This is a genomic window from Pseudomonas sp. LP_7_YM (assembly GCF_004364435.1).
Lineage (GTDB): Bacteria > Pseudomonadota > Gammaproteobacteria > Pseudomonadales > Pseudomonadaceae > Aquipseudomonas.
This window is the reverse complement of the sequence record NZ_SOCT01000016.1, coordinates 29,021-50,612: the sequence shown is the minus strand read 5'-3', so window position 1 is coordinate 50,612 and position 21,592 is coordinate 29,021. Positions and strand designations below refer to the sequence as shown.

Below are 21,592 nucleotides of genomic sequence, written 5' to 3'. Positions count from 1 at the left end.
AAACTATTGCTCACTCACTATAGCGCCCGGATAAAAAATGCTGGCAGAACTGGTCATTCTTTAACCAGCAGCAGGCTTTTCCAACACGGCGTAAATAACCTGATAGGTCGCAGGCAGACCTTCTTCCTGGCGGAACCCTTCATACGCAGCGATCAACGCCTGAATTCGCGCCCGGCCTGTCAAACCGCCCGGACGACCCGGATTGATGTTGTGGGCGCCCAGCGCTTTGAGTTCGTGGGTCAGGCTGCGCACATCGGGGTAATGCAGGACATGCGGCTGGACGTGCAAACTGCGCACCTGCATGCCGCTGGCAGCACAGAGTCGCTGGTACTCTTCGAACTCGCGAAAGCGATTGACGTGGACCAGGCCATCCACCGCCTGCCAGCTGTCGCGCAGCTCATAAAGGGTTCCAACGCACAAACTGGCAAAGGCAAGAACGCCTCCCGGCTGCAAGACCCGACTGGCCTCGGCGAGCACCGAGGCGAAATCCGAGCACCACTGCAGGGCCAGACTCGAGAACATCAGATCGACGCAGCCATCACGCAGCGGCAGACTTTCCGCATCGCCAGCCACGTAATGCTGAGGGCCTCCCAGCGGTCGGGCATGGGCGAGCATGCCTTGGGCGATATCCAGCGCGACGCCCTCACTTTGCGGAAACCGTTCAGCCAGCATTCGACTGAAATAACCGGTACCACTGCCCAGATCGAGCCAGCGAGCGGGCCTCATCTCGGGTAGAAGCGACATCAACTCGCTGCCCACCGCACGCTGCAACTGCGCAACGCTGTCGTAACTGGCCGCAGCCTTGGAGAAGGATGCTGCGACCTGACGCTTGTCCGGCAGGCGGCTCTGGGCATTGGCCTGTTGCTGTTTCACGGCCTTCAACACCGCGCAATGGGAAAGATCAGTCATCACCGGACTCATGTAGGAATGCCTGGACCGCTGCGGCGACGCCGTGGGGGTTTTCCAGAATGAATGCGTGGCTGGCCTGTTCGATCACGCCCACTTCGATATCGGGCAAGAGATTGAGCAGGTCGGCCGACGCTTCGGCGGGCACCAACGCATCGAGACCACCAAACAAATGCAGCTGCGGGCCGCGATAAGCCTGCAATGCAGCGCGGGTGTCCATGCGCTCAAGCAGCTTCAGGCCTTCGATCAAACCGGCACCGGGGCCGTGGGGGGCGCCTGCCTTCAACTGTCGCGACAGCGCCCGCGGCGCCTCTGCGCCCTGCACACACAACAGACTGAAACGCTTGAGCGTGACCTCAGGATCGGCCTTGCACCCGGCGATGAATGCGTCGAAGTCAGCCTGCGGCATTGCGTTCGGCCACTGACTGCGGGCAACGAAGCACACGTTGCTGGCAAACGTCGCCAAACCACAGCAACGCTCGCCACGCCGCGCTGCCAATTCAGCGGCGAGCATGCCACCCAGGGACCAGCCGCCCAGCCACACGTTATCCGGCAGGGTCGAATCCAGTTCGTCGAGCCAGTCGTTGAGGTCGGCATTGTCCAGGTCTGGCAGCGGCTCGATCTCGACTCGCAAGTGCTCGTCCAGCCCACGCAGCGCTGCCGCTAATGGCTCAAGCGGCGAAACGCCAAGCCCCCAGCCCGGCAGCAGGACCAACCGGTCACGCATGTTGTGGCTCCCCGGTCTCACTCGCACCCAGCAGCGGATAGCACCGCTCCAATGCGTCCAGCAATAGTTGCACCTGCGCCTGACTGTGGGCTGCGGACAGGGTGACGCGCAATCGCGCGCTCCCGGCGGGCACGGTAGGTGGACGAATCGCCGTCACCATCAGCCCGCGCTCGCGCAACATCTGAGACAAGCGCAGGGCCCGACCACTGTCTCCGATCAGGATCGGCTGGATCGGCGTGAAGCTGTCCATCAACGTCAGGCCAAGCGCCTGCGCGCCCTCACGGAACTGTTTGATCAGCGCCTTCAAATGCTCACGACGCCACTGCTCGCTGCGCAGCAGTTCGAGGCTTTTCAGCGTCGCGCAGGCCAGCGCCGGCGGCTGACTGGTGGTGTAGATATAGGGACGGGCGAACTGGATCAGCGTTTCGATCAACTCCTCACTTCCGGCGACGAATGCGCCTGCCGTGCCAAACGATTTGCCGAGGGTGCCGACCAGCACCGGAACGTCCTCCATGCTCAAGCCGAAGTGCTCGACAATCCCCGCGCCGTTGGCGCCAAGCGGCCCGAAGCCATGGGCGTCATCGACCATCAGCCAAGCGTTTTTTGCTCGCGCAACCTTGGCCAGCGCAGGCAAGTCGGCTATGTCGCCATCCATGCTGAACACGCCGTCGGTCACCACCAGCGTATCGCCCACGGCCTTTTCGAGGCGGCTATTCAAGCTATCAGGGTCGTTGTGCAGATAGCGCGAGAAACGGGCGCCGCTCAGCAGACCTGCATCCAGCAGCGAGGCGTGATTGAGGCGATCTTCCAACACGGTATCGCCCTGCCCCACCAACGCCGTGACAGCGCCGAGGTTGGCCATGTAACCATTGGAGAACAACAACGCCCGTGGGCGACCGGTGAGATCGGCCAAGGCTTCTTCAAGTTCGTGATGCGGCGTGCTGTGGCCGATGACCAGGTGCGAAGCTCCGCCACCCACGCCCCAGCGCTCGGCACCGGCTTTCCACGCTGCAACCACGTCGGGGTGATTCGCCAGGCCCATGTAGTCGTTGTTGCAAAAAGCCAACAGCGGCTTGCCGTCAACCACCACCTCGGGGCCCTGCGGGCTCTGTAACAGTGGGCGTTGACGGTAAAGGTGCTCGGCACGACGGGCAGCGAGACGTGCGCTCAGATCGAAAGACATGCAGGCCTCAATTGTTCAGATCGCAGAATTCGGACGAATGCGATACCGGTGGGAGTGAGCGTGCTCACGAATGCGGCATCACATTCAGCATCGATGCCGACTGACCTGACGCTTTCGTGAGCACGCCCACACCCATACTATTTTGCGTTTCAATCAGCCGCATCGGTAAGCGATCAAACCGCCGCGTCGTAAAACATTTCGCTGCTCTTTTGCTCGATCAACGCTTGCTCGATTGCCGCCTCATGCACTTCGTCCGAATGCTCTTCGCGCGCTTGCGGCTGGATACCCAGACGCGAGAACAGCAGCATGTCCTTGTCAGCCTGTGGGTTGGCGGTGGTCAGCAGTTTGTCGCCGTAGAAAATCGAGTTGGCGCCAGCAAAGAACGCCAGGGCCTGCATCTGGTCGTTCATCGCTTCGCGGCCCGCAGACAGACGTACGTGGGATTGCGGCATCAGGATGCGCGCCACGGCCAGCATGCGGATGAAGTCGAAAGGATCGATGTCTTCAGCGTTAGCCAGCGGCGTACCGGCGACTTTTACCAGCATGTTGATCGGCACCGACTCCGGATGCTCTGGCAGGTTGGCCAGTTGAATCAGCAGATTGGCGCGGTCGTCCAGCGACTCGCCCATGCCCAAAATGCCGCCGGAGCAGATCTTCATGCCCGCATCGCGCACATAGGCCAGAGTCTGCAGACGCTCGCTGTAAGTGCGGGTAGTGATGATGCTGGTGTAGAAATCCGGGGAGGTGTCGAGGTTGTGATTGTAGTAATCAAGCCCCGCGTCGGCCAGGGCCTTGGTTTGGTCCTGATCGAGCTTGCCCAGGGTCATGCAGGTTTCCAGGCCCATGGCCTTCACGCCTTTGACCATCTCCAGCACATACGGCATGTCTTTGGCCGAAGGGTGTTTCCAGGCGGCGCCCATGCAGAAACGGGTCGAACCGATGGCTTTGGCCCGCGCAGCTTCTTCCAGCACTTGCTGGACCTGCATCAGCTTTTCTTTCTCAAGCCCGGTGTTGTAGTGACCCGATTGCGGGCAGTACTTGCAGTCTTCCGGGCAGGCGCCGGTCTTGATCGACAGCAGGGTGGAGACTTGAACGCGGTTGGCGTCGAAATGAGCGCGATGCACGGTTTGCGCTTGAAACAGCAGGTCATTGAAAGGCTGTGTAAACAGCGCGCGGACCTCGGCTAGATTCCAGTCGTGACGCAAAGTGGCATTGATGCTGGCGCTCATGGGCGGCTCCTTGATGGTTTGGCGAGTACCCGGGCGGTTCGGCTCGATCGGCAAACCCTAAAGTCCACAGGCGCAACACGGATGTTCGGCATATTTAAGGAAGAGGCATGCGCTGTCAACCTCACTACGGGCATCAGGTTTACATCTGGTTAAAAAACGTACAAATCTGTCTGTTATGCGACGAGCAGACCGACACAGGCTTTCCAATCTGCACGGCGTGCGAGACCGAATTGCCGTGGCTCATCGACCAATGCGAGCGCTGCGCCCTGCCCCTGCCAATGACTGGCCTGACTTGCGCGCAGTGCACGCGTCGCGCTCCGGCCTTCAACGAAGTCATCGCTGCGTGGCTTTACGACTTCCCCATCGACGCACTGGTCACACGCTTCAAGCATCAGGCTAAATGGCCACTGGGGCGATTGATGGCCGAGTTGCTGGGGCAATCGCTGCAACATCGGTTCGAAGAAGGCCTTGCGCGACCCGACATCATGATTCCAGTGCCCTTGGGCAGAAAACGTCTGCGACAACGCGGGTACAACCAGGCCGCGATGCTGGCGAACTGGCTTGGGCGACAATTGCAGCTGCCAGTGAATGAGCGACTGATCGACCGCGTGAAGGAGACGCCTGCGCAACAGGGGCTGGATGCCAGGGCGAGAAAGCGCAATCTGCGCGAAGCGTTTGTTTTGGTCGAGCCTGCTGGCGTGAGGGGTAAGCATGTGGCGCTGATCGATGATGTGCTGACCACTGGCTCCACTGCTGACACCATTGCCCGGCTGCTGGTCGAGGCGGGGGCAAACAGGGTAGATGTGTATTGCCTGGCGCGCACGCCCAAGCCTGAGGGTTGAGTCACGGTCAAAACAGATCACAGGTTCTTGGGCGCGTGCGCTATCTGTACGAGTGAATCCCATGGGTCATGTTTTGCCGCCGCCGATGCCAGGGACGGTCAAGCTTTCGGAGCGAATTGATTCGAAACGGTGCTCAGGTCGCAGACATGTTTCGGATGTGCTGCGAGTTCTCCGTCACTCACCTTCATCAAATCCGCCTCGTCCGGGCAGGCCGGTTTTGGCTTACACTGCGCCCATTATCCCAAGACAAAATCTCTCAGATATGTCCCTACCGCCGTCCCTCACTCAACACATGGTCCGTCGCCCGCACCGCATCGCGCTGTTGCAGCACATTGCCGAGCAAGGTTCGATCACCCGCGCAGCAAAGAGCGCAGGCTTGAGTTATAAGGCGACGTGGGACGCCATCGACGAATTGAACAATCTGGCGCAAAAGCCTCTGGTCGAGCGCAGTGTGGGCGGCCGGGGGGGTGGTGGCGCCAGGTTGTCGGAAGAAGGCGAGCGCGTGCTGCGGCTTTATCAACGCCTGCAGGCGCTACAGACCCAATTGCTGGAAACGCCGGAGCAATCCAGTGATTTGGCGTTGCTCAGTCGCCTGATGCTGCGCACCAGTGCGCGTAATCAGTTGCATGGCCAGGTGTCCAGCATCACCCCATTGGGCCGCAACGACATGATCAGGCTGAACCTTGCAGGCGACCTGTCCATCGACGCACAGATCACTCACGACAGCACGCTTCGGCTGGAGCTGGAGCCGGGCACCGACGTCTTCGCGCTGATCAAGGCCAGCTGGCTGGAATTGCTTGCCTCCGATCAGTCGGTAACAACTGGACATAATTGCCTGAGTGGAAAAATCGAGGAGATTCTGGACGGTGAAGAAGGCCCCAGCGAGGTCAGAATCGGTCTTCCCAGCAGTCAGACCTTATGCGCAGTCGCCGGGCCCGATCACCTCAAAGCATTGAAGTTGAAGGTCGGCAGTGATGTGAAGGTCCAGTTTGCGCCGTCCTATGTGCTGATCGGCACGCCACTTTAAGTTCGCGTCCACCGCCGCATCTCGAGGTAAAAGCGGTCATCGGACCGACACAATAGCGTCATCCGGGTTGAATAAGGTTTGCGCCAAAACCGCAGGAAGCCCGTGATGAAATTACTCGAAGAAAACCAGTCCACCGACCTCGAAACGCTGGTGCTAAAAAACAGCGCCTGCCTCACCCGCCGTGGCTTTATCAGCGCTGGCGCCCTGTGCGGCGCCGCGATGTTTCTGGGCGGCAATCTGCTCAGCCGTAGCGTGATGGCCGCCAGTGTCAGCACCGCAAACAGCACGTTGCTCGGATTCGCCAGCATCCCGTCCTCCACCGCCGATACCATCAGCCTGCCACCGGGCTACACATCCTCCGTCCTGATCAGTTGGGGGCAACCAGTGCATGCGGGTGGCCCGGCCTTCGATCCCAGCGGCAAAGGCACAGCCAAAGCGCAGGAGCAACAATTCGGCGATAACAACGATGGCATGAGCCTGTTCACTTTTCCGGGTGACGATGCCGACAACGCCACGCGCGCGCTGATGGCGATCAATAACGAATACACCAACTACCGCTACCTGTTCGATCACGGCAAAGACCCGCAATCGGCCGATGATGTGCACAAGGCGCTGGCCAGCGAAGGCGTTTCGGTGATCGAAGTGAAGCGCGAAGGCGGTCAGTGGACGTTTGTTCAAGGCTCTGAATACAACCGACGCATTCATGGCAACACGCCGATTCGGCTCAGCGGCCCCGCAGCCGGCCATCAATGGCTGAAAACCGAAGCCGACAAAACAGGCAAAGCGGTGCTGGGCACGTTTCAGAACTGCGCCAACGGCAAGACGCCCTGGGGTACGTACCTGACGTGCGAAGAGAACTTCACCGACTGTTTCGGCAGCAGTAATCCCGCCCAGACCTTCGATGCGCCTTCCAGGCGTTACGGCGTGGTTGCCACCAGCAAGGAAGTGAATTGGCATCCTCACGATCCGCGCTTTGATGTGGCAAAGAGCCCCAACGAATTCAACCGCCACGGCTGGGTGGTGGAAATCGATCCGTTCGACCCGACGTCCACGCCGGTCAAACGCACGGCCTTGGGCCGCTTCAAACACGAAAACGCAGCGCTTACCGAAACCAAGGATGGTCGCGTGGTGGTGTACATGGGCGACGATGAGCGCGGCGAGTTCATTTACAAATTCATCAGCCGCGACAAGGTCGATCACAAGAATCCAAAGGCCAATCGCGACATCCTCGACCACGGCACGTTATATGTGGCCCGGTTCGATGATGGCGACAGCAACCCTGATCGCCCGAAAGGCCGGGGCAAGTGGGTTGAACTGACCCACGGCAAAAACGGCATCGACGCCGCCAGCGGCTTCGCCAGCCAGGCCGAAGTGCTGATCCATGCGCGTCTTGCTGCGAGCGTAGTCAAGGCAACCCGCATGGACCGGCCGGAGTGGATCGTGGTCAGCCCCAAGGATGGTCAGGTCTATTGCACCCTGACCAACAACGCCAGGCGCGGTGAAGAGGGTCAGCCGGTCGGCGGGCCGAATCCGCGTGAGAAGAATCAGTACGGTCAGATTCTGCGCTGGCACGAAGCGGGCGCGGATGCGGCGTCGATGGACTTTGCCTGGGATCTGTTCGTGGTCGCAGGCAATCCCGGTGTCCATGCGGGCAAACCCCAGGCCGGGTCGAGCAACATTACCCCGCAGAACATGTTCAACAGCCCGGATGGCCTGGGTTTCGACAAGCAGGGGCGGCTGTGGATTCTGACCGACGGAGATTACTCGAACGCCGGAGACTTTGCGGGCATGGGCAATAACCAGATGCTCTGCGCCGATCCTGCCAGCGGTGAAATCCGCCGGTTCATGGTCGGGCCCGTGGGCTGTGAAGTGACCGGCATCAGCTTCGCGCCCGACCAGAAAGCGCTGTTCGTGGGCATTCAGCATCCCGGCGAAAAAGGCGGCTCGACCTTCCCCGAGCACCTGCCCAACGGCAAGCCCAGGTCTTCGGTGATGGTGATCACGCGCGAGGATGGCGGCGTCATCGGCGGATAAAGCGCCCCACTCCCTACGCCAGGGACAGCGAAAAAATCTGTGGGAGCGAGCTTGCACACGAATGCCGACTTTCAAACGCTGACGGCGTGGTGAAAGTACCGGCCCCTTCGTGAGCAAGCTCGCTCCCACAGATATCAGCGGCGCCCGCGCAACGCGGTGTGTCAGGCATCCGCTCCTGAGTTACCATGACGGGCCCGACGCGGCAGCCTGCTGCGCGCAGGAGTTAGCATGGCCCACCCGTTTGCAACACTCACACCCGACCTGGTGCTGGATGCCGTCGAAAGCATCGGTTTTGTCAGCGACGCGCGCATCCTTGCGCTCAACAGCTACGAGAATCGCGTTTATCAGGTTGGCATCGACGAAAGCCAGCCACTGATCGCCAAGTTCTACCGCCCGAATCGCTGGACCAGCGAAGCCATTCTCGAAGAGCACAGCTTTACTGCCGAGCTGGCCGACGTGGAAATTCCGGTGGTCGCGCCCCTTGTTCACAATGGCCAGACCCTGTTCGAACACGCCGGGTTTCGGTTCACGCTGTTCCCGCGTCGGGGTGGCCGCGCGCCTGAGCCGGGCAATCTGGATCAGCTGTATCGCCTCGGCCAGTTGCTCGGCCGGATTCATGCCGTCGGCGCCACCCGCCCTTTCGAGCACCGCGAAGCCTTGGGTGTGAAAAACTTCGGCCACGATTCGCTGAATTACCTGCTGGAAAACAACGTCATTCCGCGCAGCCTGCTACCCGCCTACGAGTCGGTGGCCAAGGATCTGCTCAAGCGAGTCGAAGACGTCTATGCCGCCACGCCCCACCAGAACATCCGCATGCACGGCGACTGTCACCCCGGCAACATGATGACCCGCGATGAGATATTTCATATCGTTGACCTTGACGACTGTCGCATGGGCCCCTCTGTACAAGACATCTGGATGATGCTCGCCGGTGATCGTCAGGATTGTCTGAGTCAGTTGTCGGAACTGATGGACGGCTATAACGAATTTAACGATTTCGACCCGCGCGAACTGGCGTTGATCGAACCATTGCGAGCCCTGCGTCTGCTTCATTACAGTGCGTGGCTGGCCCGCCGCTGGGACGATCCGGCGTTTCCTCACAGCTTTTCCTGGTTCGGCACCGAGCGCTACTGGGGCAATCAGGTGCTGGCGTTGCGCGAGCAACTGGCCGCGCTGAACGAGGAGCCGTTGAAGCTGTTTTGAAGCGCGTGGACGCTTCTGCCCAAAGGGCGTAGGCGTTCTCCCTGCTACGGACCTTGATCGGGCGACTTGCCGGGCGCCGGTACTCATTCAGGCGCATTCGTCGAGTCAGTCACACCGCATCTGCCGCTGCGCACAGATCGCCGGCAAGCCAGGCTCCCACGCCTTCGGGCAGCAACAGATCGCATGCAATCGAGTACCTCTTAACACTACAAAAAACTTGCCGAAGGACCACCCATGCAAGCTGCCAACCCGCGTCGCGGGTACATCCTTGGCCTTAGTGCCTACATCATCTGGGGATTGTTTCCGATCTACTTCAAGGTGCTGGCTGAAGTACCTTCTGTGGAAATCATCGTCAATCGCGCAATCTGGTCAGCGATTTTCGGCTCACTGCTGTTGCTGGTGTGGAAGCACCCGGGCTGGTGGCAGGAACTGCGAGACAACCCTCGGCGCCTGGCCGTTCTCGCAGTCAGCGGGTCGCTGATTGCAGCCAATTGGCTGATTTATGTCTGGGCGGTGAACAACAACCACATGGTCGAGGCCAGTTTGGGTTATTTCATCAACCCACTGATCAACGTAATGCTGGGCATGGTGCTGCTGCGCGAAAGGCTGCGTCCGTTGCAGTGGGTGGCGGTCATGCTGGCGCTCATCGGAGTGGTGCAACAGGTCTGGCAGGTCGGCAGCCTGCCGTGGATCTCGCTGGCGCTGGCGTTGACCTTTGGTTTCTACGGGTTGATCCGCAAAAAGGCGCCGGTCGCAGCACTGCCAGGGCTGGTAGTAGAGACCTGGATTCTGGTGCCACTGGCGGCGGGCTGGTTGCTGTTCAACCCCATGGCGCACAGTGCGCAGGCTGAATTCTGGACGACATCCGAAGCTATCTGGCTGGCCGCCGCAGGCCCGGTCACGCTGATACCCCTAGTGTGCTTCAACGCTGCCGCCCGGCACCTGCCCTACGCCACGCTGGGTTTCCTGCAGTACATTGCGCCGACGCTGGTGCTGGCATTGGCGGTAGTGTTCTTCGGTGAGCACATGCCTTCAACCACCGTCGTGACCTTCTGCTTCATCTGGGCAGGTCTGATCATCTACAGCATCGATGCCTGGGTGGCGATCCGCCGCAGCGGCGCACGCTGATCAATAAATGAACAGCGCGTTGTAAGCCACGAAAAACGTGGCTTGCAACGATGTTTGCGCAGGTTATCCACAACCTCATTCATCCTATTTGTGCACAACTTCCTGAAGTTGGCGATTTTTTGATCAATATTGGCAACGCCTTGATTGACGTGACCTGCAGGGCTGTATCCGCAGGTTATCCACAGGCAGGCTCATGAAAAAACTGGATAACTGGACTGAGCCCCTGATGCTCGGCTGGCCGTTCCGCCTGCAGGGCAGCGATGAACCTCGTATCGATCGATTTCACTCAGCTGTATAGAGTACCTCTGATCAATCGTCAGCCTTGATCTTGAGCTCCACCATTAACTCATCCGCCAACGTCTCAAGCCGTTCCTGTAGCGCATCCAGCGATAAGCTCAGGGGTAAACCCAGCAGTGCTTTGGCGCGAAACAAGGTTTCACTGCTCATCGGCGCGGGCTCTACATTCGTCATCAGTTGCTCGACATTCACCCCTTGCTCCGTTAGCAGTCGCGTAACGTCGCGCACGATACCGGGCCGGTCATTGCCTACCAGCTCCATATTGATGGATTTCCAATGTGAAGCCGGCTCGGCCACGATCTCGGCAAACTGCACGCGGATGCCCGTAAGAGGACAGTGCCTGCAAAGCATCACGTAATGCGGCATGAGCCTCTGCCGGCACGTCCACCCTGAGAATGCCGGCGAACTGCCCGGCCATGTGGGTCATGCGGCTTTCCAGCCAATTACCACCGTGATTTGCAACACACGAAGCGATCCGCTCCACCTGTCCGGGCTTATCGGGGGCAAATACGGTGATGATGAGATGATCCACGGTCCACTCCTTATTCTCTTGCGTGTGCACAGGTCGGTTTCCCTCCCTGTGCGGCTGTCGCGCAAGTATAGGCAAGGGCTCGGGGTGTGCCGGAACGCTTTCAGAAAAAAGGATTTGTGTACTATTTCTATAATTTCCTAGAACAATTCGTATATTTTTTGAGAACATCCGCAACGCTGATTTGACCCGCGTAAGAAAATCAGTCGTTCGGTGACATATCGAGTCCGATTTTCACGCAGCAACTCATCATGTAGTATTCCGCCGCGTTCACTACATACTTTGGAAAGATGCCTGACCCAGCATTGCTGCTCGAAACCTTAAAGGTAAGCAGTGATGTCGATGGCTTAAACAAAAGCGCGCGAGATCAAGCGCAGATAGCTGAGCAGAGTGAGGCAAGCAATGACTGAACACGTTCAAGTCGGTGGCCTTCAAGTCGCCAAAGTCCTGCTGGACTTCGTGAACAACGAAGCCCTTCCTGAAACCGGTATCGAAGTCGCCGCGTTCTGGGCCGGAGCCGATAAGCTGATCCATGAGCTGGCGCCGAAGAACAAAGCTTTACTCACCAAGCGCGACGACTTTCAGGCACGCATCGATGCCTGGCACCAGTCCAATGCCGGTCAGGCCCACGACGCCCCCGTGTACAAGGCCTTCCTCCAGGAAATCGGTTATCTGTTGCCAGAAGCAGCGGACTTCCAGGTGACGACGCAGAACGTCGACGAAGAAATCGCTCGCATGGCCGGCCCGCAACTGGTGGTCCCGGTCATGAACGCCCGCTTCGCGCTGAACGCCTCCAATGCCCGGTGGGGTTCACTGTACGACGCGCTGTACGGCACCGATGCCATTTCCGAAGAAGGCGGCGCGCAAAAAGGCAAAGGTTATAACAAGGTTCGCGGCGACAAGGTCATTGCCTTCGCTCGCGCCTTTCTCGACGAAGCCGCACCATTGGCTGCGGGCTCCCATGTCGACTCCACCCACTATAAAGTTGCCGATGGCGTATTGATCGTCGGCCTCAAGGGCGGCAGCAACACGGGCCTGCGTGACGACGCACAGCTCATCGGTTTTCAGGGGGAAGCATCTGCGCCGACGGCGGTTTTGCTCAAGCACAACGGCCTGCATTTCGAAATTCAGATCGATGCCGCAAGTCCTATCGGCCAGACCGACGCAGCGGGCGTCAAAGACGTGCTGATGGAAGCCGCGCTGACCACCATCATGGACTGTGAAGACTCCATCGCTGCGGTCGACGCCGACGACAAGGTGGTGGTCTACCGCAACTGGTTAGGCCTGATGAAGGGCGATCTTTCCGAAGAAGTGTCCAAGGGCGGCACGCGCTTTACCCGCACCATGAACGCCGACCGCGTGTACACCTCGCCGCAGGGCGAGCCGGTGACACTGCACGGCCGTTCATTGCTGTTCGTGCGCAACGTGGGTCACCTGATGACCATCGATGCCATCCTCGACAATCAAGGTCAGGAAGTGCCGGAAGGCATCCTCGACGGCCTGCTGACCAGCCTGGCGGCGATCCATAACCTCAAGGGCAACACCCTGCGCACCAACAGCCGCAGCGGTTCGGTCTACATCGTCAAGCCCAAGATGCACGGCCCCGAAGAAGTGGCGTTCACCAACGAGCTGTTTGGCCGCATCGAAGAGGTGCTGGGCTTGCCGCGCAATACGCTAAAAGTCGGGATCATGGACGAGGAGCGCCGCACCACGGTCAACCTCAAGGCCTGTATCCAGGCCGCCCGTGAGCGTGTGGTGTTCATCAACACCGGCTTCCTGGACCGCACCGGCGACGAAATTCACACCTCCATGGAAGCAGGGCCGGTGGTACGAAAGGCGCAGATGAAGGCTGAGAAATGGATCGGTGCCTATGAAAACTCCAACGTCGATATCGGCTTGAAGTGCGGGCTGCAAGGACGTGCCCAGATCGGTAAAGGCATGTGGGCAATGCCGGATCTGATGGCAGCCATGCTGGAGCAGAAAATCGCTCACCCGCTAGCCGGCGCCAACACCGCGTGGGTGCCTTCGCCGACCGCAGCGGCCCTGCACGCACTGCATTACCACAAGGTCGATGTGTTTGCGCGACAGGCCGAACTGGCGCAGCGCGCGCCTGCGTCGGTCGATGACATCCTGACCCTGCCGCTGGCGCCGAATACCGACTGGACGCCCGAGCAGATCCAGAACGAACTGGACAACAATGCCCAGGGCATTCTCGGTTACGTGGTGCGCTGGATCGATCAGGGCGTGGGTTGCTCCAAGGTGCCGGACATCAACGACATCGGTCTGATGGAGGACCGCGCGACGCTGCGTATTTCCAGCCAGCATATTGCCAACTGGTTACGGCACGGCGTGGTCAGCGAGCAGCAGGTGATGGAGAGCCTCAAGCGTATGGCGCCGGTGGTCGACCGCCAGAACACCGGCGACGCACTGTACCGTCCACTTGCGCCGGACTTCGACAGCAACATCGCCTTTCAGGCGGCGGTAGAGCTGGTCATCGAAGGCACCCGTCAGCCCAACGGCTACACAGAGCCTGTGCTCCATCGTCGTCGCCGTGAGTTCAAGGCGAAGAACGGGTTGTAGTTCAGTAGCAAAAAAGGCGGCGTTCCTGCATGGCACGCCGCCTTTTTCATTACCGACAAATAAATGTAGCTGGGCCGGTGGTGAACTTACTCCATCCCCAACTCCCGCTTCACCAACCGCAACAACTGCTTGGTGTTGATCGGCTTGAGCAGGAAATCCACCACGCTCAGGTGCATGGCATCGATTGCGTCGCGCACATGAGCATCGCCTGAAACGATGATGATGGGCATCGCCGCCCGAGCCGAATCCCTGACCTGCCGGATCAAATCCAGTCCGTCGCACGGCGCCATCCGCAGATCGGTGATCAGCAGCGCAATGGAAGGCCGGGTTTCCAGCAGATGCATGGCACTGGTGCCGCCAGCAGCGGTGATGCAACTGATGTCGTTGAGGCTCAGGATTTCAGCAAGGATTTCCCGAGCATCCCTGTCGTCATCCACGATCAGTACTCTTTGTGGCGATTGCGATGCAGGGGCAAGCATTACCTCATTGAGGGCTTCGCGCTCTTCATCACTCAAAATGTCGTGATCGAACATACCCGTTTCATCTTCCCGTCGACTTCATTCTGACAGCGCAAACAGACTCAAAACCTTGCGCACTTTGTCGGCTTCCTGCCAGGCCATTGCGACCTGCGCATGCTGTGGTTGTACACCACCACGCAATGCGCTCCAACGCGTTTCCCGCGACCTAAGACTTACGTCCAATGGGCACTGCCCGACAAGCCGCCGACCATGAAGCCATAACAACAAGTGGTAACGGTCATGAGCAAAGCGGATGCGTTCACCAAGGCTGGCAGGACGGCCATATTGCAGAACATCCACGGCACCATGCAATTCCTGCAAAAATTCCCGCCGTTCAATCAGATGGAGAACACTCATCTCGCGTATCTGGTCGAGCAATGCCAGCTGCGTTTCTACGCTACGGATGAGAGCATCATCAAGCCTGGCGATGGGCCAGTAGAGCATTTTTATATTGTTAAACAAGGCCGCGTTGTCGGCGAACGACCGCATCCGGCCAAAGGCAGCACTGAAACCACTTTCGAAATCACCCTCGGCGAATGCTTTCCCATTGCCGCACTGTTGGGCGAACGCGCCACGCGCACTGAGCATCTGGCGGCCGAAGACACGTTCTGCCTGCAACTGAACAAACAGGCTTTCATCAAGCTGTTCGCCCTTTCCAGTTGCTTTCGCGACTTTGCCCTGCGCGGTGTCAGTAGTCTGCTGGAACAGGTTAACCAGCAAGTAAAGCAGAAGGCCGTGGAAACACTCGGCACTCAGTATTCGCTGAACACGCGCCTGGGCGATCTGGCCATGCGTCACCCGGTGACCTGCTCGCCAGAAACACCGTTGCGCGAGGCCGTCAGACGGATGGATGAGCAGCAGGTAGGTAGCATCGTGATCGTCGATGAAGCCAAGGCGCCGCTGGGGATTTTTACCCTGCGCGATCTGCGGCAAGTCGTGGCAGACGTCAACGCCGACTTCGGCCAGCCGATCAGTCACAGCATGATTCAGGCGCCCTTCCATCTCAGTCCCGATGCCAGCGCATTCGATGCGGCGTTAGCCATGACTGAACGTCATATCGCGCATGTCTGCCTTGTAAAGGATCAGCGCCTGTGCGGCGTGGTGTCCGAGCGCGACCTGTTTTCCCTGCAACGGGTGGATCTGGTGCACCTGGCGCGGACCATCCGCAACGCGCCGCGCATCGATTCGTTGAGCCATATGCGTGGCGACATCGTGCAGTTGGTGGATCGAATGCTGGCCCATGGCGCCTCGTCCACGCAGATCACCCAGATCATCACCCCGCTCAACGACCACATGGTCTGCCGCGTCATTGAACTGACCCTGGAAGAACAAGGCGATCCGGGCGTCTCGTTCAGTTGGCTGTGCTTTGGCAGCGAGGGCCGATGCGAGCAGACGCTTCATACCGATCAGGACAATGGCATCCTGTTCGAAGCTCCCGACGCCGCCGAAGCTGCGCGCATTCGCGGGCTTTTGCTGCCGATCGCCGAGCGGATCAATCAGGGTTTGGCGCAGTGCGGTTTTGCGTTGTGCAAGGGCGGGATCATGGCCAGCAACCCCGAGTTGTGCCTGTCCCGGACCGAATGGGCACGGCGATTTGGCTCGTTCATTCGTGAAGCGACGCCAGAAAACCTGTTGTCTTCCAGCATCTATTTCGACCTGCGCGTGGTCTGGGGCGATGAACGTGGCGGCGAGCAACTGCGCCAGAGCATTCTGGCGCAGGTCGCGGATAACACGCTGTTTCAACGCATGATGGCCGACAACGCCTTGCGCCAGCGACCGCCGGTGGGACGGTTCAAGGACTTCGTGGTTGTGCGTAAAGGCCACGAGAAGGACACGCTGGACCTCAAGACCCAAGGTCTTACACCGTTCGTCGACGGCGCGCGGTTGCTTGCACTGGCCCACGGCGTCGCGGCGAATAACACCCTGGAGCGTCTGCGCCAGCTGGTCGCCAAAGACGTTATCGACCCACTGGACGGTGCGGCGTATGAAGAGGCCTATCACTTCATCCAGCAGACCCGCATGCAGCAGCATCAACAGCAGAGCCGACAGAACCTGCCGTATTCCAATCGGATTGACCCTGACGTGCTCAACCACCTGGACCGACGAATCCTGCGTGAATCATTTCGTCAGGCGCAACGGCTGCAAATGAGCCTGACCCTGCGCTACCAACTTTAAGCGACCGCCCATGAATCTGTTTCAATGGCTCAAGCCCACCAGACGCGCCAAGGCGCCGGACCTGACACACGAACAAACACAGCGCCGGCTTAAGCTGGCGAGTCCCGCTGTGCTCAGTGAGCAACCACTGCGTGAGCAGCGCTGGGTGGTGCTGGATCTGGAGACCAGCGGGCTGAACATGAACCGCGATCAGGTGCTGTCCATTGGGGCCGTGGTCATCGAGGACAGCGCCATCGATCTTGGCCAGCTGTTTGAGCGCACGTTGTTGCGTGCAGACCACAAGCTCACTCCGAGCGTGCTGATTCATGGTCTGGGCCCAAGCGCTATCGCGGCGGGCAGCGAGCCGGTGGAGGCGCTGCTGGATTTCATGGCGTTCGTGGGTGACAGCCCCTTGCTGGCGTTTCATGCGCCCTTTGACCAGCACATGATCAGCCGCGCATTAAAAGAAAGCCTGGGATACAAACTGCAGCACCCGTTTTTGGATATTGCTGAAATGGCTCCGCTGCTGTGTCCGCACGCGTGCCTGCGCCAAGCGGGACTGGATGACTGGACCGGTTTTTTCGGCCTGCAGGCTCAAGAGCGCCATCACGCCAGCGCCGATGCCCTGGTGACCGCTGAGCTGGCACTGATCCTGTTCAGTCATGCCCGACGCCAGGACATGGACAGCCCGGCGCGGCTGGAACAGAGCCTGGCGAAGTGGCGACGCCGGCAGCAGTCGCATTCGTTTTAGCACGCGGCCACGTCGCCACATCCGATCCGTAACCCTGATCCATAACCCCTGATCTGCGGCCCCTGACCGGATACCTGTGTGAACGAATTCATTCGCGGGGGGCGGTACAGGCAATGCATCTCTAGGGCCGGGTCTATTTTTCGCGAATGAATTCGTTCCCGGAAAGGGTCATCCTCGGGCCCTCAAACATCTTCTGTCCTCATTGCTGCGCAGAAATTTCCCGAAATCAAACCGCTCGGCTCCTTCTTACACGGACCAATTGCCAGCATTCCCTGGCTCTGACACAATCGCGAATAATTCTCGTTAGTTACTTTGTTCTCCTCGGTGCGTACGTGTCGTCACTCCAAAGTCCTCAACATCAGCTAGTCGGAACGCTCTATCGCGATCATCGCAGCTGGTTACTGGCCTGGTTGAAGCGTAATGTCGCCTGCCCGCACCGGGCCGAAGATCTGAGTCAGGACACCTTCACCCGTTTACTGGGCCGAGAGCATCTGGATACGCCACGCGAACCGCGGGCATTCCTGGTGCAAGTGGCCAAGGGGCTGATGTTCGACCATTTCCGTCGCGCAGCCCTCGAACAGGCCTACCTCAACGAACTGATGCTGATTCCGGAAGGCGAACACCCTTCACTTGAAGAACAGCAACTGATCCTCGAAGACCTCAAAGCCATAGACCGCATGCTCGGCAAGCTGTCCAGCAAGGCGCGCGCGGCCTTTCTGTACAACCGGCTGGATGGCTTGAGCCACGCCGTAATCGCCGAGAAGGTTGGCGTTTCCGTACCGCGCGTACGGCAATATCTGACCCAGGGCATTCGTCAGTGCTACATCGCGCTGTATGGCGAACCCATATGAGCATCACCGCGCGCCCGGTTTCTTCGCAGGTGCTGGATGCTGCAATCGCCTGGCAGCTATGTCTGGATGGTGGGCAGGGCAGCGAGACCGAACGCGAGGAGTTCGCCAGGTGGTATGCCGCCAGCGAAGAGCATGCCCGCGCCTGGATGCAATTGGGCATGCTCGATCAGCGACTCGCACGGACCACAGGCCCTGCACGCTCGGCATTGATGCGTTCTCGCGAAGGCGTTGGCCGGAAAGTGAGCAAGCTGGGTCGTGGTGTAGCCGGTATCGCCGTGGCGCTGGGGCTGACCGTTTTTCTGGGCGAGCGCCTGCTGCCGGTGAATTACTGGCTGGCCGACCAGCGCACCGCCACCGGTGAGCAACGCACCATCCGGCTATCGGACAACACCCTCATTCGCCTCAATACCCATAGCGCGCTGGACGTACGATTCGATGCCCGACAGCGTCGGGTCGTCCTTCAGGAGGGAGAGATCTTCGTTGAAACCGGCAGCCACGAGGATCCGCGGCCCTTCATCGTCGAAACCAACGAGGGCCTAATGCGGGCCCTGGGTACCAAATTTCTGGTCAAGCGACGCAACGACGGCACGCTGGTGAGCGTGCTGCAGTCGGCCGTCGCGGCTCATCCACAGGCAACCGATAAAGAAATGATCCTGCATGAAGGCCAGCAGATGCTGATTCAGCGCCATAGCCTGGGCCCGATGGTCGCCATCGCGCCGGGAACGGATGCCTGGATGCGCGGCATGCTGGTGGTGGACAACGCGCCGCTCAGAGACGTGGTTGCGGAAATCAGCCGCTATCGTCAGGGGTATCTGGGCGTTGCAGCGGACGTCGCTGATCTTCGGATTACCGGCAGCTTCCCGCTCAATGACACCGATCTGGCCCTCAAGGCACTGATGCCGACCTTGCCCGTGGAGATCGAGGCGCGCACGCATTGGTGGGTCATGGTGGTGGCGAGCGAGGCAAACACGACGCGCAAGATGTGAAGAATGCGCCTGTGGCCCAAGTTCGTTGCGATGAGCCCCTGCCATTCCCAAATTGTAAATCTAAATTATTTTCGATCAGGCCCTATCACTTTTCAAATCTCGTCCGGCACATAGGCATTGAGCACATTCAACTCAGGAGCCGCCCATGTCCCGCACGCTTCAAACCCTTCTGCGACCGAGCCTGTTGGCAGTCGCCGTTGCCCTTGCCGCACCCCTGGCGAGCACGCAGTCAATGGCGGCTTCTCAGGCCTCCAGTGTTCGTGCCTACAACCTGCCAGCCGCGTCGCTCTCCACCACGCTGACGCAAATCGCCAGCCAGGCTGGTTTGGCACTGTCGCTGGACCCGACGCTGGCCGCAGGGCGCACGTCTTCACCGGTCCAGGGTCAGTTCGACGCGCCGGGCGCGCTGTCACAGGCGTTGCGCGGCACGGGTTTGCAGCTGAGCCAGACCTCGGCCGGGACCTACAGCCTGATCGCCGCACCGGAAGGTGTAATGGCGCTACCGGAAACCAGCATTCAGGGTCGTCAGGAAGCCGTTGAAAGCGCATGGGGGCCGGTTGAAGGCTATGCGGCCACTCGTACGGCCGCAGGCACCAAGACCGACACCGCGCTGGCCGAAGCGCCGCGTTCGATTTCGGTTGCGACCCGTCAGCAGATGCAGGATCGCGGCGTGCAGAATCTCGACGACGCCGTGAAATACATGCCTGGTATTGTTTCCAGCAGCTTCGGCAGCGATACGCGCGCTGATTGGTTGCGCGTCCGAGGCTTTGAACCGACTCAGTTTCTTGATGGCTTACCTCTAGCAAAAGGGGTGTACGCCAACCCGAAACTCGAAACCTGGGATCTGGACCGGGTCGCCCTGTTACGCGGCCCAGCTTCGTCTGTGTACGGCCAGACACCTCCGGGTGGCCTGCTCGACATGGTTAGCCGCCGTCCTCAAGCCGAAACAAATCATGAGATCGAACTGCAGTACGGCAGTGACAACCATCGCCAGATCGACTTCGCCAGTACCGGGAAAATCGATGATGAAGGCCAGTTTCTCTATAGTCTCAGTGGTGTACTGCGGGACAGCGACACCCAAGTCGATCATATCGGGAACAAGCGCTACAACATCGCGCCAAGCCTGACCTGGAATATAGATTCGGATACCAAACTGACCTTCCTCAGCCAATTCACGCGTGACGATACAGGCACCACCAGCCAGTTTTATCCGATTCAAGGCACGAAGATCAGCATGCCCTTCGGTGATGTCTCACATCACAAGAATCTGGGCGACCCGAAATGGGAATATTACGATCGTACCTACTACGCGCTGGGTTACGCGTTCGAGCACCGATTCAACGATACCTGGCAGTTCCGTCAAAATCTGAGGTACACCAAATCGGATCTGTCCTTTCAAGCAATTACACCCGGCTCGTATCCGTTCACTCAGATCGATGACCAAGGAAATCTGGCTTCTCGTACCACCACTAGCACCGATGAGGACATTTCTCAGTTTGCTGTGGACAATAACCTGCAAGGCAACTTCAATACCGGCAGCATCGCTCATACCCTGCTTATCGGACTGGATCAGCAGCGTAACAATACCAACTACACATCAATCTTTGGTACAGCCCCCGGCATCAACGTGAACAACCCTGTTTACGGTCTGCCTATCACTCGTCCGCCACGCTCCTCAGCGTTTTACGATTACGACCAGAAAACTGTCCAGACTGGCGCTTATGTCCAAGATCAGATTGCGCTCGACCAGTGGCGTCTAACGCTTGGTGGACGTGAAGACTGGGTTCATACGGGGACGAAGTTTTTCAACAAGGCCGATGCTACCAATACCGAACGCGACAAAAACTTCAGCGGCAACGCAGCAGTTAGCTACGTGTTCGACTCCGGTCTCGTACCCTATCTGTCCTATGCTGAATCTTTCCAGCCGACTAGCAATGCCACTGCCTCTCCTACTGATTCATTCAAGCCGACTGAGGGTAAGCAGTGGGAACTGGGGATCAAATACCAGCCACCAGGTAGTAAAACTCTGCTCAGTGCAGCCGTTTATGATCTGACACAGAAGAACGTATCGGTCACCTCTACAAACAGTGGTGGCGTCTCGATCACAAGCCAGACCGGCGAAGTGAAGGTTAAGGGTCTGGAGCTGGAGGCCGTCTCTGATGTTACAGATAATCTCAAGGTCATTGCCGCCTACACCTTAGCCAAGTCAGAGGTACAAAAAGGTGAATTCAAGGGCAACCGTCTACAACTGATGCCAAACCAGCAGGCTTCACTGTGGACTGACTACACTTGGCATGAGGGTGCGCTGGATGGTTTCGGTATCGGTGGCGGAGTGCGATATACCGGAAATACTTATGGAGACCAGGCGAATACATGGCTTGGCAAGGCAGATGCCTATACCGTCGTTGATGCGTCAGTGCACTATGAACTGGGTCGCGTAATTAATACACTCAAAGGCACCACCGTTTCGGTCAAGGCAACCAACCTGTTTGACAAGGACTACATCTCCACCTGTGACAGCTACTACTGTTACTACGGCGACCAGCGCAGCGTTGTCGCCAGCGTGAACTACAAATGGTAATCGTTTAAAATCCTGAAGCTGTAAAACAAGGGCCGCTCGAAACAGCGGCCCTTTTGCTTTCGTCCA

The 21,592-nt window shown here is 59.0% G+C and carries 16 protein-coding genes and 1 pseudogene; 11 read left to right on the top strand and 6 right to left on the bottom strand.

Annotation, left to right across the window (positions count from 1 at the left end):
• Positions 1–60 precede the first annotated feature (60 nt).
• The 4 genes from bioC to bioB form a co-directional block, all read right to left on the bottom strand.
• The gene (gene bioC / locus EC915_RS23005; protein WP_133752810.1) at positions 61–909 is read right to left on the bottom strand and encodes a malonyl-ACP O-methyltransferase BioC; all 849 of its coding nucleotides are present in this window, start codon (positions 907–909) and stop codon (positions 61–63) included.
• Positions 902–1,633, bottom strand: a complete 732-nt coding sequence (locus EC915_RS23000) for an alpha/beta fold hydrolase (protein WP_133752809.1) — start codon at positions 1,631–1,633, stop codon at positions 902–904. Before EC915_RS23000 ends, bioC begins: the two co-directional genes overlap by 8 nt.
• Positions 1,626–2,816, bottom strand: coding sequence for an 8-amino-7-oxononanoate synthase (gene bioF / locus EC915_RS22995; RefSeq protein ID WP_133752808.1), 1,191 nt, complete (start codon positions 2,814–2,816; stop codon positions 1,626–1,628). Before bioF ends, EC915_RS23000 begins: the two co-directional genes overlap by 8 nt.
• 173 nt (positions 2,817–2,989) lie before the next feature.
• The gene (bioB, locus tag EC915_RS22990; protein ID WP_133752807.1) at positions 2,990–4,045 is read right to left on the bottom strand and encodes a biotin synthase BioB; all 1,056 of its coding nucleotides are present in this window, start codon (positions 4,043–4,045) and stop codon (positions 2,990–2,992) included.
• 107 nt (positions 4,046–4,152) lie between these two features.
• Between bioB and EC915_RS22985 the strand changes: the two genes are divergently transcribed.
• The 5 genes from EC915_RS22985 to rarD all read left to right on the top strand — a co-directional run bounded on the left by EC915_RS22985 (position 4,153) and on the right by rarD (position 10,279).
• Positions 4,153–4,887: a ComF family protein gene (locus EC915_RS22985; RefSeq protein ID WP_133752806.1), complete on the top strand. Its 735-nt coding sequence runs from the start codon at positions 4,153–4,155 to the stop codon at positions 4,885–4,887.
• A 262-nt stretch (positions 4,888–5,149) separates the two neighbouring features.
• Positions 5,150–5,914 carry a TOBE domain-containing protein gene (locus tag EC915_RS22980; protein WP_133752805.1) on the top strand — a complete coding sequence of 255 codons (765 nt, stop codon included), beginning with the start codon at positions 5,150–5,152 and terminating at the stop codon, positions 5,912–5,914.
• A 105-nt stretch (positions 5,915–6,019) separates the two neighbouring features.
• Positions 6,020–7,948: a PhoX family phosphatase gene (locus EC915_RS22975; RefSeq protein ID WP_133752804.1), complete on the top strand. Its 1,929-nt coding sequence runs from the start codon at positions 6,020–6,022 to the stop codon at positions 7,946–7,948.
• 228 nt (positions 7,949–8,176) lie between these two features.
• Positions 8,177–9,151 carry a serine/threonine protein kinase gene (locus tag EC915_RS22970; protein ID WP_133752803.1) on the top strand — a complete coding sequence of 325 codons (975 nt, stop codon included), beginning with the start codon at positions 8,177–8,179 and terminating at the stop codon, positions 9,149–9,151.
• A gap of 234 nt (positions 9,152–9,385) precedes the next feature.
• Positions 9,386–10,279, top strand: a complete 894-nt coding sequence (rarD, locus tag EC915_RS22965) for an EamA family transporter RarD (protein ID WP_133752802.1) — start codon at positions 9,386–9,388, stop codon at positions 10,277–10,279.
• A 309-nt stretch (positions 10,280–10,588) separates the two neighbouring features.
• Here rarD and EC915_RS22960 read toward each other — a convergent pair.
• A pseudogene (locus tag EC915_RS22960) lies at positions 10,589–11,108 on the bottom strand (glycine cleavage system protein R).
• A 399-nt stretch (positions 11,109–11,507) separates the two neighbouring features.
• Here EC915_RS22960 and EC915_RS22955 point away from each other — a divergent pair.
• A complete protein-coding gene (locus tag EC915_RS22955; protein ID WP_133752801.1) occupies positions 11,508–13,685 on the top strand; it encodes a malate synthase G in 2,178 nt (725 codons plus the stop codon).
• Positions 13,686–13,771: 86 nt separating this feature from the next.
• On the opposite strand, the gene EC915_RS22950 is transcribed toward EC915_RS22955, so the two are convergent.
• Complete coding sequence (locus EC915_RS22950; protein ID WP_133752800.1) at positions 13,772–14,218, bottom strand: response regulator; 447 nt, start codon at positions 14,216–14,218, stop codon at positions 13,772–13,774.
• Between the two features lie 225 nt (positions 14,219–14,443).
• Here EC915_RS22950 and EC915_RS22945 point away from each other — a divergent pair, with 225 nt between their 5' ends.
• The 5 genes from EC915_RS22945 to EC915_RS22925 all read left to right on the top strand — a co-directional run bounded on the left by EC915_RS22945 (position 14,444) and on the right by EC915_RS22925 (position 21,526).
• Positions 14,444–16,378 carry a putative nucleotidyltransferase substrate binding domain-containing protein gene (locus EC915_RS22945; protein WP_133752799.1) on the top strand — a complete coding sequence of 645 codons (1,935 nt, stop codon included), beginning with the start codon at positions 14,444–14,446 and terminating at the stop codon, positions 16,376–16,378.
• 10 nt (positions 16,379–16,388) lie between these two features.
• Positions 16,389–17,108 (top strand): PolC-type DNA polymerase III, encoded by a 720-nt coding sequence (locus EC915_RS22940; protein ID WP_133752798.1) that lies wholly within the window; start codon positions 16,389–16,391, stop codon positions 17,106–17,108.
• A gap of 332 nt (positions 17,109–17,440) precedes the next feature.
• Positions 17,441–17,959, top strand: coding sequence for an RNA polymerase sigma factor (locus EC915_RS22935; RefSeq protein WP_133752797.1), 519 nt, complete (start codon positions 17,441–17,443; stop codon positions 17,957–17,959).
• A complete protein-coding gene (locus EC915_RS22930) occupies positions 17,956–18,945 on the top strand; it encodes a FecR family protein (RefSeq protein ID WP_133752796.1) in 990 nt (329 codons plus the stop codon). The genes EC915_RS22935 and EC915_RS22930 overlap by 4 nt, the downstream gene beginning before the upstream one ends.
• 145 nt (positions 18,946–19,090) lie before the next feature.
• Entirely contained in the window at positions 19,091–21,526 is a 2,436-nt protein-coding gene (locus tag EC915_RS22925) for a TonB-dependent siderophore receptor (protein WP_133752795.1), read from the top strand.
• Positions 21,527–21,592 lie beyond the last annotated feature (66 nt).

Bases quoted from the DNA above. Each gene is read 5' to 3' on its own strand.
- bioC (WP_133752810.1), bottom strand. From the start codon at position 909: ATGACTGATCTTTCCCATTGCGCGGTGTTGAAGGCCGTGAAACAGCAA.
- EC915_RS23000 (WP_133752809.1), bottom strand. From the start codon at position 1,633: ATGCGTGACCGGTTGGTCCTGCTGCCGGGCTGGGGGCTTGGCGTTTCG.
- bioF (WP_133752808.1), bottom strand. From the start codon at position 2,816: ATGTCTTTCGATCTGAGCGCACGTCTCGCTGCCCGTCGTGCCGAGCAC.
- bioB (WP_133752807.1), bottom strand. From the start codon at position 4,045: ATGAGCGCCAGCATCAATGCCACTTTGCGTCACGACTGGAATCTAGCC.
- EC915_RS22985 (WP_133752806.1), top strand. From the start codon at position 4,153: ATGCGCTGTCAACCTCACTACGGGCATCAGGTTTACATCTGGTTAAAA.
- EC915_RS22980 (WP_133752805.1), top strand. From the start codon at position 5,150: ATGTCCCTACCGCCGTCCCTCACTCAACACATGGTCCGTCGCCCGCAC.
- EC915_RS22975 (WP_133752804.1), top strand. From the start codon at position 6,020: ATGAAATTACTCGAAGAAAACCAGTCCACCGACCTCGAAACGCTGGTG.
- EC915_RS22970 (WP_133752803.1), top strand. From the start codon at position 8,177: ATGGCCCACCCGTTTGCAACACTCACACCCGACCTGGTGCTGGATGCC.
- rarD (WP_133752802.1), top strand. From the start codon at position 9,386: ATGCAAGCTGCCAACCCGCGTCGCGGGTACATCCTTGGCCTTAGTGCC.
- EC915_RS22955 (WP_133752801.1), top strand. From the start codon at position 11,508: ATGACTGAACACGTTCAAGTCGGTGGCCTTCAAGTCGCCAAAGTCCTG.
- EC915_RS22950 (WP_133752800.1), bottom strand. From the start codon at position 14,218: ATGTTCGATCACGACATTTTGAGTGATGAAGAGCGCGAAGCCCTCAAT.
- EC915_RS22945 (WP_133752799.1), top strand. From the start codon at position 14,444: ATGAGCAAAGCGGATGCGTTCACCAAGGCTGGCAGGACGGCCATATTG.
- EC915_RS22940 (WP_133752798.1), top strand. From the start codon at position 16,389: ATGAATCTGTTTCAATGGCTCAAGCCCACCAGACGCGCCAAGGCGCCG.
- EC915_RS22930 (WP_133752796.1), top strand. From the start codon at position 17,956: ATGAGCATCACCGCGCGCCCGGTTTCTTCGCAGGTGCTGGATGCTGCA.
- EC915_RS22925 (WP_133752795.1), top strand. From the start codon at position 19,091: ATGTCCCGCACGCTTCAAACCCTTCTGCGACCGAGCCTGTTGGCAGTC.